Origin of the sequence: Sphingomonas sp. Y38-1Y (assembly GCF_032391395.1) — a bacterium.
Taxonomy (GTDB): Bacteria; Pseudomonadota; Alphaproteobacteria; order Sphingomonadales; family Sphingomonadaceae; genus Sphingomonas.
Genome location: NZ_CP135916.1, coordinates 2,341,709 through 2,351,456, shown reverse-complemented (window position 1 = coordinate 2,351,456; position 9,748 = coordinate 2,341,709). Strand labels below are relative to the sequence as shown.

General features: G+C 68.0%; 10 protein-coding genes. 1 reads left to right on the top strand and 9 read right to left on the bottom strand.

The window, feature by feature from the left end:
• The 9 genes from RS883_RS11230 to RS883_RS11190 form a co-directional block, all read right to left on the bottom strand.
• Complete coding sequence (locus RS883_RS11230) at positions 1–333, bottom strand: hypothetical protein (protein WP_315760284.1); 333 nt, start codon at positions 331–333, stop codon at positions 1–3.
• A 26-nt stretch (positions 334–359) separates the two neighbouring features.
• Positions 360–1,103 (bottom strand): zinc ribbon domain-containing protein, encoded by a 744-nt coding sequence (locus RS883_RS11225; protein WP_315760283.1) that lies wholly within the window; start codon positions 1,101–1,103, stop codon positions 360–362.
• Positions 1,104–1,129: 26 nt separating this feature from the next.
• A complete protein-coding gene (locus RS883_RS11220) occupies positions 1,130–1,762 on the bottom strand; it encodes a hypothetical protein (RefSeq protein ID WP_315760282.1) in 633 nt (210 codons plus the stop codon).
• Between the two features lie 18 nt (positions 1,763–1,780).
• The gene (locus RS883_RS11215) at positions 1,781–2,305 is read right to left on the bottom strand and encodes a TetR/AcrR family transcriptional regulator (RefSeq protein WP_315760281.1); all 525 of its coding nucleotides are present in this window, start codon (positions 2,303–2,305) and stop codon (positions 1,781–1,783) included.
• Between the two features lie 77 nt (positions 2,306–2,382).
• Positions 2,383–2,853, bottom strand: coding sequence for a DUF5991 domain-containing protein (locus RS883_RS11210; RefSeq protein ID WP_315760280.1), 471 nt, complete (start codon positions 2,851–2,853; stop codon positions 2,383–2,385).
• Between the two features lie 53 nt (positions 2,854–2,906).
• On the bottom strand, positions 2,907–3,299 hold the full coding sequence (locus RS883_RS11205) for a hypothetical protein (RefSeq protein WP_315760279.1): 393 nt from the start codon (positions 3,297–3,299) through the stop codon (positions 2,907–2,909).
• 128 nt (positions 3,300–3,427) lie between these two features.
• Entirely contained in the window at positions 3,428–4,333 is a 906-nt protein-coding gene (locus tag RS883_RS11200) for an alpha/beta hydrolase (RefSeq protein ID WP_315760278.1), read from the bottom strand.
• Between the two features lie 67 nt (positions 4,334–4,400).
• Positions 4,401–5,198, bottom strand: a complete 798-nt coding sequence (locus tag RS883_RS11195; protein WP_315760277.1) for a LytR/AlgR family response regulator transcription factor — start codon at positions 5,196–5,198, stop codon at positions 4,401–4,403.
• Entirely contained in the window at positions 5,185–6,342 is a 1,158-nt protein-coding gene (locus tag RS883_RS11190; RefSeq protein WP_315760276.1) for a sensor histidine kinase, read from the bottom strand. The genes RS883_RS11195 and RS883_RS11190 overlap by 14 nt, the downstream gene beginning before the upstream one ends.
• 385 nt (positions 6,343–6,727) lie before the next feature.
• Here RS883_RS11190 and RS883_RS11185 point away from each other — a divergent pair, with 385 nt between their 5' ends.
• Positions 6,728–9,736: a TonB-dependent receptor gene (locus RS883_RS11185; protein ID WP_315760275.1), complete on the top strand. Its 3,009-nt coding sequence runs from the start codon at positions 6,728–6,730 to the stop codon at positions 9,734–9,736.
• Positions 9,737–9,748: the final 12 nt, after the last annotated feature.

Sequence of the window (9,748 nt, the reverse complement as noted above, 5' to 3'; positions counted from 1 at the left end):
TCAGAAGGCCAGATCGAGCGCGTAGGCGGCGAGAACCAGCGGCGGCAGCCAGAAGATCGCCAGCCACCAGCTCGCGCGTCCCCGCGCCGCCACTCGGCGGGACAGCGCCCACCACAGGGCGACGACCGCCCAGAGCCACGCCACCCATGCGCCGAGCGAGATGCTGCTGCGGTAATGATGCATCCGCAGCTGGCAGTCGGTGTCGCCCGGCGCGCAGCCGCGCGCAACCTGGATCAGATCGTGCGCGACGATGGCGGTCACCAGCGCCAGTGCCAGCGCAAACAGGATCAAGGCGATCCGGTTGACGATCGGGAAGACGGGGGCGCTCGTCATCATCCTGGCTCCTGCTGCGAACGCGCTCAGTCGAGCGCGCAACCCTGGAGGATCGTCGTGCCGGCGATCGCGGTGACGCCGCTGCAGGTGAGCGTGACGGCGCTGCCGCGCGCGGCGCCGGCGAAACCCGACGGATCGCGGAGATTGGCGACGACATAGTTGAACGGCATTCGCCCCTCGAGCGAGATCGACGGCGCGGCGCCGGGGGTCGGCGCGGCGACGGTGCCGCTCACGGTCACCGGCCCGGCATAGCGAGCGCGCGCACCCTGCGGATCGTCGCGGAAGGCGCGGTCGAGGCTGATGACGGTCGTCCTCGTTGCGTCGTCGGGGCTGTCTAGGTCGACGGTGCGCGCCTCGGGTGCGGTTGCCGCGTCATCGTCGCCGGTGTTCCTGGCGGTCGCTTCGCCGGACGCCTTGCCCTGCGCTTCCTCGGTATCGGTGCCGGCGATCGGGCGGGTGCCGTCGCGCTGCGACCACAGCATGATGCCGATGACGAACAGTGCCACCACGACCATGATCGGCAGGATCAGCCCGCCGCCTCCGCCGGAGCCGCCGCGGCGACGCTGCTGCGCCTCCCGCTGCATGCCCATCGGCGTCGGCCCGGGATCGGGGCTGGGTCGCGGTTCGGCGATCGGCGGTGCGGGGGGCGCCGGGCTGACCGGCGGCGGGGCCGGCGCCGTGTCGGCGGGGGCGCCGGCGGGCTTTCCGCAATCGGGGCAGAAGCGGGCGTCGGCGGGCAGCTGGGCGCCGCAATGGGTGCAAAAGGCCATGACAGTTGCTCCTCTCGAAAGGGGACTCAGGGGATGTAGGGAAGGTTGGAGAGCACGCTTTCGCCGGTGCGGCGGACGCAGATGTGGTCGACGATGAACATGCCCGCGCCGAAGCCGATGAAGCCGGCCGCGATCGCCAGATCCTGGTTCGACTTGAAGATCGAATAGGCGATCGTGGCGATCACCGCGCCGGCGACGATTTCGGCGATGAAGTAGAACAGGAAGACCCAGCCCGAGACGTGACGCTCGGCCTTGGGGGGCTTGCGGCCGCCGGCCGGGCGCTGCGGGCGGGTGGGTGCCTGGACATCGCCCTGTGGCGCGGCGCCGAGTTCGCGTTCGGGCGCGCGCATGCTCCAGGCGAGCGACTTGATGATGCCGAAGACGATGCCGACGAGCAGCAGACCCATCAGCACCATGCCGCCCGCCTCGTCGCCGTTCGGGAACCAGCGTTCGGTCAGCATCGCCGCGGCGATCACCGCGAGCATGAAGCCGGCGCAGTGGAAGATGAAGCTCCAGCCGGCGCGGCGGACATAATGATCGTAATCGTCGGCCGTCACCGCCACCGGCGGTCCCTTCGCATTGTAGCGATAGACATAGCCGGTCGGCGTCTTCTGGAACTGCTTGCTCGCGAAATGGCCGAGTAGCTTGATGAGACCCATGTCGATCTCTCCCAAAAATCAGGCGGACCGTGCCGCCGCGATGCTTTCGCGCACGCGGGCCAGCGCCACCGTCTCGGCATCGCGCTGGCCCATCGCCGCCCAGGATCCGTTGGCGTCGAAGGTGCAGTGGCCGTGGACCGTCGCGACCAGCGAGCGGGCGAGCGTGCCCACCCCCTCGTCGGGCGCGCGGTCCAGCGCCGCCGCCACTTCCTCGACGACGATGCCGGTCAGCCGCCCGCGCACCTCGATCTGGTCGTCGGGGATCGCCTCGATCGAGAGGCGATGCTCGTAGATCGCCGACCAGCGCAGCGGATTGTCGCGGGCGAAGGCGAAATAGGCGCTCACCAGCGCGGCGATCCGATCCTTGTCCGGTTCGGCCAACCGCGTGCGGAGTGCATCGGCCCACAGCGCGAAGGTCGCGGTGTTGATCGCCATCACCAACCCGTCCACGTTGCCGAAGACGTTGTGGATGGTGCCGACCGTATAGCCGACCCGCTTGGCGACCTCTCTGGCGGAGAAGCCGGCCAGGCCAGTTTCCGCCATCAGGGCCTCTCCCGTGGTCAGGATCAACTCGCGCAATTCTTCGCGGCTGTGATCGGAACGCCTGCCCATGATCCCGCTTACCCCGCGCGCCGGAACAGCGTGCCTCTGCGCGGTGTGGTGCGGCTCGACGCCTGAAGCGCCTGGAGCGTCGTGGCGACGCCGCGTGGCCCCCGCGTCAGCGTGAACAGCGGCTGGCCGCGGCGATAGCCGTCGTCGAACATGTTGTCGGGACCATAGCCATAGAATTTGACGATCGCCGACCGGCCCTGCGGCGTCACGGTGCAGACGATCCGCTTGTTGGTCTGGAACCCCTGACCGTTCAGCGTGCAGCCGGTGGGGCCGTTACCCGGCCCAACGCGCAGCGTGTAGGTGATGAACGCCGCGATGCTGTCCTGGGGGGTGGTGCCGCCGTGCCGGCCGACATTCTCCTCCCAGACATAGCGGCCATTCCATGCCGCGACCTGGGCCGGTGCGGCGGCGGGGAGCGCCGCGGCGGCGGCGGCGATCGTCAGAGCGATCGTCTTGGTGCCAAGGAACTTCGTCTTCACGATGCTTCTCCTGGATGAATTCGGGGGTGTAACGTTCAAGTCGTCGCTACGCCTCAAGAGGTTGCGAGCGACATCCGGCCGGTCAGCGGGGTGATGGCGAAGTCGGCGCCGCCGCGGGGCGAGGGCCACATCGCGACCTGGAACCGCTGCTTGGCGGCGCAGGCGTTGACGGTCCACACCTCGTAATGGCCGCCGAGCTGCGGCGCGGGGCGCGTCGGCTGGCGCGGCACATAGGCGCGCGGCATGACGTTCATGTGCGCCGAATAGAGGAAGCGACAGCCGCCCGTGCGGCTGGAATATTCGGCGATCTGGCGGAGCACGTCGACCTGGAGTTGCGCGCTCGCCCGGCTCTGGCCGGTGACCTTGAGCGGATAGGCGGCGGCAGGCTGGCTTGCGGCGACGGCGGCGGTCGCGAGCGCGGCGGCGATCAGGGTATTGCGCTTCATCGTCCTTCTCCTTCGTGCCCGGTGTGGGCGACGAAGGACAAAATGACCGCTGTTCAATTAATCGCAACTGAACAGCGGTCAATTGTTTGAAGCATGCGGTGAGGTGAGCGCGTCGCGGCCCTCTGCCGTCAGGGTTTCCGATCCAGCAATCGCTGCGCGCGCAGCCAGTTTTCCATCAGTTCTGGCCAGCGCGCGAGCGCCGGGTCGGCCCCGCCCAGGCCGGTGCCGTGGTCGCCGTTGGCGAACACGTGCAGTTCGACCGGCACCTTCTTCGCCTGAAGCGCCTCGTAGAAGCGCAGGCTGCCCATCGCGGGGACCAGGCCGTCGGCGGTGGTGTGATAGATGAAGGTCGGCGGCGTCCGCTCGGTCACGGTGCGGACTGGCTGATAGCGTTCGAAGCGCTTCGGATCGCAATTGACCGGCGAGAAGTCGCAATATTGCGATCGGCCCCGCGCATCGAGCTTCATCCCCTCCAGCCAGGGATAGCCGAGGACGAGGAAGTCGGGGCGGCTGCTGACGCGATCGATCGGGTCGGACGCGTCGGCGCGGCCGGCTTCGCCCAGCGTGGCGACAGTGGCGCTCAGATGGCCGCCGGCGGAGAAGCCGATCATGCCGATGCGCGCGGGGTCGATTCCGAGCGTGGCGGCATTGGCGCGAACATAGCGGACGGCGCGCTGCCCGTCGGCGAAGGGGATCGGCAGCCGCGCCTTGGGCCCGACGCGATATTTGAGGACGAAAGCAGTGACGCCGCGAGAGGCGAACCAGTCGGCGACCTGCCGCCCCTCCAGATTGTCGGCGAGCCCGACATAGCCGCCGCCCGGCGCGACCACGATCGCGGTGCCGTTCTCGTGCCCGCGATGCGGGCGCATGATCGCCAGCGTCGGCGTCTCGTCGGGGCCATCGCCCTTGGCCTCAGGCGCGCGGCCGGGCCAGAGGCGGACCGTTTCCATGCCCAGCACCGGCTCGCCGGATGGTTGCTGAGGCGACGGCGCCATGCTGAGCGCCAGCGCCGTCCAGAAACTTGCGAAGATCATAGCTTGGGCCTCCCCCGGCGTTGTTATCGAATCTTGGTCGACCAACCCGCCATGCTTTTCAACCGGATCAGAGCGGCTGGCCCAGGATCGCCTCGACGCCGGCGCGATAGGTGCGGCTCATCTGGAGCTGCGCGCCCGATTTCAGCGTCACCTCGAACTCGCCATGCGAGCGGCGGGCGAGCGAGGCGATCGCGCGGACGTTGACGATGTGCGATCGGTGGATGCGCACGAAGCGAAACGGATCGAGCCGCTCGGCCACGGCCGCCAGCCCCGCGCGGTACAGGAACGCCTCGCCCTGGGCGTGGACGGTGACATAGACGCCGGCGCCCTCGATCCAATCGATCTCCTCGGTCATCAGCAAGCGCGTCGTGTCGCGCTGGCGCACCGCGATCCAGTCCCAGATCGCGCCGGGCTTGGCGCGGGCGCCGATCAGCTTCAGTACTTCGGGACCGAAACCGTTGCCGTCCTCGGGCTCGGCGGCGCCGGGCTGCGGCAGCCGCGCCCGCACGCGCGCCATCGTCTGTTCGTAGCGGCGGTCGCCAAACGGCTTGAGGAGGTAGTCGACCGCCTCCACCTCGAACGCCTGGATCGCGAACCGGTCATAAGCGGTGACGAAGACGGTCGGCGGCATGTCGGCGGCGCCGATCGCCTCGATCACGCCGAAGCCGTCGATGCCGGGCATCTGCACGTCGAGGAAGACGATGTCGGGCCGCGCGGTGCGGATCGCCTCGATCGCCTCGACGCCGTTGACGGCCGTCCGCACCGTGCCGATCGCGGCGTCGGCAGCGAGCAGGTCGGTCAGGCGGCGACGCGCCGGCGCCTCGTCGTCGACGACGAGGACTGACGGCGCGTCAGGCGAAGGCATCGGGATCGCCGCCGACACCGTGGAGCGGCAGGCGGATCGTCACCTCGGTACCGGCCTCCGGCCGCCGGGCGATGTCGAAGGCGTGCCCGCCGGCATCGGCATAGAGCGCCTGGAGCCGCTCACGCGTGACGCGGACGCCCAGGCCCGCCGACACCTCCGGCCGCCAGTTGGCCGGCAGGCCGACGCCGTCGTCGATCACCCTGACCTCCAGCTCGTCGCCGATCCGCTCGACCGACACCGCGACATGCCCACCCGCGACCTGTCGTTCGAGGCCGTGGCGCACCGCATTCTCGACCAGCGGCTGAAGGAACATCGACGGCACCAGCGCGCCGAGCGTCTCGGGATCGGCATCGATGCTGAACTGGATGCGGTCGCCGAAGCGGTGCTTCTGAATGGCGATATAGCGGTCGAGCAGCGCCAACTCCTGCGCCAGACTGATCTCCGAACGGTTCTGACAGTCGAGCGAATGGCGCAGCAGCGTCGCCAGATCCTCGATCATTTCCCGCGCGAGCGCCGGCTGGGCGGCGACCTCCGACGAGATCGCATTGAGCGAGTTGAAGAGGAAATGCGGTTCGAGCTGAAGGCGCAGCGCGTCGAGGCGCGTCTCGACCAGCCTCTTCTCCACGCGCTCCAGCTCGACCTGGCTCGTCAGCAGCCGGTTGTGGAACTTGAGCGCCTGAAGCGCGCCGACGAACGCGCAATAGGTGATCCAGCCGCCCAGATAGAAATAGACGCCAAAATCGACGCTGCGCAGCGGATTCCACCAGACCGCCGGGAATGGATAAAGGATCAGCGCGGCCAGATAGGTGTGGACGATGCTGAACGGCACGCTCAGCAACAGGTGCGCGACCGCGAGGCGGAGGACGTTGAGATTGGCGGCGGTCAGGCTCCGGTCGATCATCAGAATCGCCGGGGTCAGCAGCGCCCAGGACCAGGTTTCGACGAACTTCGCCATCACCTCGGTCCAGTTGATGCCGCCGATCATGTCCGGCACCGCTTGGAACACGCCCGCGGCGGTCCAGATCGCAATGATCGTCACGACGCCGCGCGGCGACCAGTTGCGCTGCGCGGCGGCATCGCGAACCCGCTCCACGGCGCGGGGCGGCTCGAAGGGACTGGCAAGCTCGACGGCGGCGGACTTCATGCGGTGCGTTATCCAACAAACCCGATTGGCTTTGAAGAGGTCGCCGCCGAGTCGGGATCGGGAGCGATGCCAAGGCATCAGTAATCGGCCCGGGACGCGCCCCGCGCCAAGATGAATCGCCGAACACCCCCGAATTGTTACGAAGCGGATCGTGAGTTTGCGAAGCGGACTATCGGCTTTTCAGGCCGGTCGACTTGATCCCTGAGGTTAGCGAAAGTGAACGATCTCAGGCACTTCGCCGCGGCGGCGTGATAGACTTATCAGACAAATCATGTCCTTCATTCCTCGTGTGAGCCGGACCGGTGCCGCGCGCTTCGTCGAAAGCGCCGCCCGTCGAACCGGCGCCCACCGAACGACGGTGGCACGCATGGGAGGGGAGACACTGATGGCAACGCTACGTCCGCAATTCGTCCGCTGGCTGGGCGCCTCGACCTTGGTCGTGGCGACATTCCTGACCGCGCCTGCGCACGCGCAGAGCAACGCCGACGCACCCGGCACCGCCGAGCAGACCGGCGACGAAGGCGGCGACCAGGCGGAGGCGATCACCATCACCGGCCGCCGCGCCGCGCTTCAGGCCGCGGACGATCGCAAGCGCCGCAGCGACAGCATCATCAACTCGGTCGTCGCCGACGAGGCGGGCAAGCTTCCCGACAATTCGATCACCGAAGTGCTGCAACGCGTGTCGGGCGTCAGCATCGTCCGCTTCGCCGCGCTCAACGATCCCGACCATTATTCTGTCGAAGGATCGGGCATCCAGGTCCGCGGGCTGAGCGGCGTCGCGTCGCGCCTGAACGGGCGGGAGATCTTCAGCGCCAATGGCGGCCGCGCGCTGATCTGGGGCGACGTCACGCCGGAGCTCATGTCCGCGGTCGACGTCTACAAGTCGGCGACCGCCGACCTGATCGAGGGCGGCACCGGCGGCCAGATCGACCTGCGCACCAAGCTGCCCTTCGACTATTCGCGCGGCTGGCACTTCGCCGGCAGTGCGGAGGGGAGCTATGGCGACCTGGCCAAGAACGCCGACTATTCCTTCTCTGGGCTCGTGTCCGGCCGGTGGGAGACGGGGATCGGCGATATCGGCCTGCTCGTCGACCTGGCGCACAGCCGCCTGACCTCGCTCGCTAACTTCATCCGCGCCGAGCCCTATTTCCGCAAGCGGCTGGCGGGCGAAAGCGAGGACGTGTTCATCCCCGGCGGCTTCACGTTCGGCGACGAGGAGTTCCAGCGCGACCGCACCGGCGTCTATGCCGCCGCGCAATGGGCGCCCAGCCAGGACCTCGAGTTCACGGGCATCTTCTTCCAGTCGCGCTACGAAAACCTCAACCAGTCGCATTTTTCGCTGGTGTCGCAGCAGGACCTGGTCGTCGATCGCGCGCGCAGCCAGTTCGACGCGAATGGCGGGCTCATCTCGACCGACAGCATGTTCCTGCGCGACAACACGACGTTCCTGCCGACCGGCGCGCCGGTGACGAGCGGGGGCGGGACCGAGGGGACACGGTCCGGATCGCTGACGCGCGACATCTCGCTTCAGGTCGAGTGGCGGCCGGGGCAGGGGCCGTTCAAGGTGTCGGCCGCGTACCAGAACATCCTGTCGACCTCGACCGTCGACCGCCTCGCCATCTTCCGCGAGGTGGGTTTCCCATCCTCCTTCGGCCTCGACCTGTCGGGCGACTTCCCCGTCGTGAGCGTCGACACCTCGGGCGAGCGGTTCACCAACCCGGCCAATTACTTCTGGGCCGCGGCGATGCCGCATAACGAGGACAATCGCGGCACGCTGAACAGCGCCAATCTGGACGCCGAATACCAGTTCGAGGACGACAGCTTCTTCCGCGCGATCAAGGCCGGCGCCCGCTGGTCGGACCGGCGCGAGCGCGACTTCAACAACGGTTATACCTGGACGGCGCTGGGCCGCGGATGGAACGGCGACCCGCAGCTCACCTTCGCCAATGCGGCGCCGGGCGATGTCGATGCGTACGCGTTCGACAATTTCTTCCACGGACAGGTCAACGTGCCCGCGCAGATGCTGTGGCCGACGATCGATTTGGTCCGCAACGTCGATGTCGATGACCTGCACCGGCCGCCGCCCACGGGCTTCTGTCCGGCAGGGACGGAGTTCAACTGCTCGGCCTCCGGGCCGCTCCAGTCGAGCACCTATGGCGGCGCGCGGGCGCGTCCCAACGAGTTCCAGCCGCAGGATCTCGGCACCTGGCGCACGCAGAACTGGGCCGTCTATGCGCAGGCGCGGTTCGGCCGCGACTATGAGCCCGGCAGACTGGGCGTGACCGGCAACATCGGCGCGCGCCTGGTTCGCATCAAGAACGAGTCGCAGGGCTTCATCGTCCAGAACGCCTTCACCTATGTCCGCGACGGCCAGACGGTCGAGCTGGCGCGCCGGATCGATCCGCGAGGTGGCGAGCGTGAATTCACGCGCTTCCTGCCGGCGATCAATGTCCAGCTTCAGCCGAGCGAGGACACCAAGATCCGCGCGGCGTACAACATCACGCTCGACCTGCCGACGTTCAACGCCACGCGCGGCAGCGGCGAGACGGGGGTGGCGACCGCGGGCAACCCGGTGCCCGGCGGCCCCGGCATCTTCACCAACTTCACCGCGGCGACGGGCAACCCCTTCCTGCCGCCCGCGCGTGCCGACAATCTGGACCTGTCGTTCGAATGGTATGTGAAGCCGGGCACGCTGTTCTACCTCAACGGCTTCTACAAGCGGCTGCGCGACCTGCCGATCTTCTCGCTGACGCAGCGTGACATCACCATCTATTACCAGGACGGCACGACGGAGACCGCCCTGGGCGCCGCGACCGACTATATCGCCGCGGCGGAGGCGGCCGAGGTGAAGGGCGTGGAGGTCGGCGGGCGCGCCTTCCTCGACATGCTGCCGGGTGTGCTGGCGGGCTTCGGGTTCGAGGGCAACTACACCTTCATCGACAGCAAGAACCCCGGCGACATCTATCGCGACATCTTCGGCACGGTTCGCAACGACGCGCCGCTGCAAGGCCTGTCGAAGCACAACTTCAACGCCGCCCTGCTCTATGAGCGCAATCGCCTGTCGGCGCGCGTCGCCTATTCGTGGCGGTCGCGCTATCTCCAGTCGACCAACTCCAACGGCACGACGCCGACCTATACCTATGTGCCGGCGCCCGGCGCGGCGGGGCAGAGCATCCAGATCGCGCTGCCCGTCTATGGCGACGCCTATGGCCAGGTCGACGCCGGGCTGACGTGGAAGGCGACCGACTTCGTCGCGTTCACGCTGAAGGGCACCAACGTCTTCAATTCGACGCAGCGCACGTTGATGGGCGGCTATCGCAATGATGAGCTTTATCGGCGAAGCTGGTTCCAGAGCGACCGCCGCATCGCGCTGGGGCTGAACCTGGCGTTCTGACGGCAGCGCGGG

Excerpts from the sequence above, each read along its gene's own strand:
- RS883_RS11230 (WP_315760284.1), bottom strand. The coding sequence starts at position 333 with ATGACGAGCGCCCCCGTCTTCCCGATCGTCAACCGGATCGCCTTGATC.
- RS883_RS11225 (WP_315760283.1), bottom strand. The coding sequence starts at position 1,103 with ATGGCCTTTTGCACCCATTGCGGCGCCCAGCTGCCCGCCGACGCCCGC.
- RS883_RS11220 (WP_315760282.1), bottom strand. The coding sequence starts at position 1,762 with ATGGGTCTCATCAAGCTACTCGGCCATTTCGCGAGCAAGCAGTTCCAG.
- RS883_RS11215 (WP_315760281.1), bottom strand. The coding sequence starts at position 2,305 with ATGGCGGAAACTGGCCTGGCCGGCTTCTCCGCCAGAGAGGTCGCCAAG.
- RS883_RS11205 (WP_315760279.1), bottom strand. The coding sequence starts at position 3,299 with ATGAAGCGCAATACCCTGATCGCCGCCGCGCTCGCGACCGCCGCCGTC.
- RS883_RS11200 (WP_315760278.1), bottom strand. The coding sequence starts at position 4,333 with ATGATCTTCGCAAGTTTCTGGACGGCGCTGGCGCTCAGCATGGCGCCG.
- RS883_RS11195 (WP_315760277.1), bottom strand. The coding sequence starts at position 5,198 with ATGCCTTCGCCTGACGCGCCGTCAGTCCTCGTCGTCGACGACGAGGCG.
- RS883_RS11190 (WP_315760276.1), bottom strand. The coding sequence starts at position 6,342 with ATGAAGTCCGCCGCCGTCGAGCTTGCCAGTCCCTTCGAGCCGCCCCGC.
- RS883_RS11185 (WP_315760275.1), top strand. The coding sequence starts at position 6,728 with ATGGCAACGCTACGTCCGCAATTCGTCCGCTGGCTGGGCGCCTCGACC.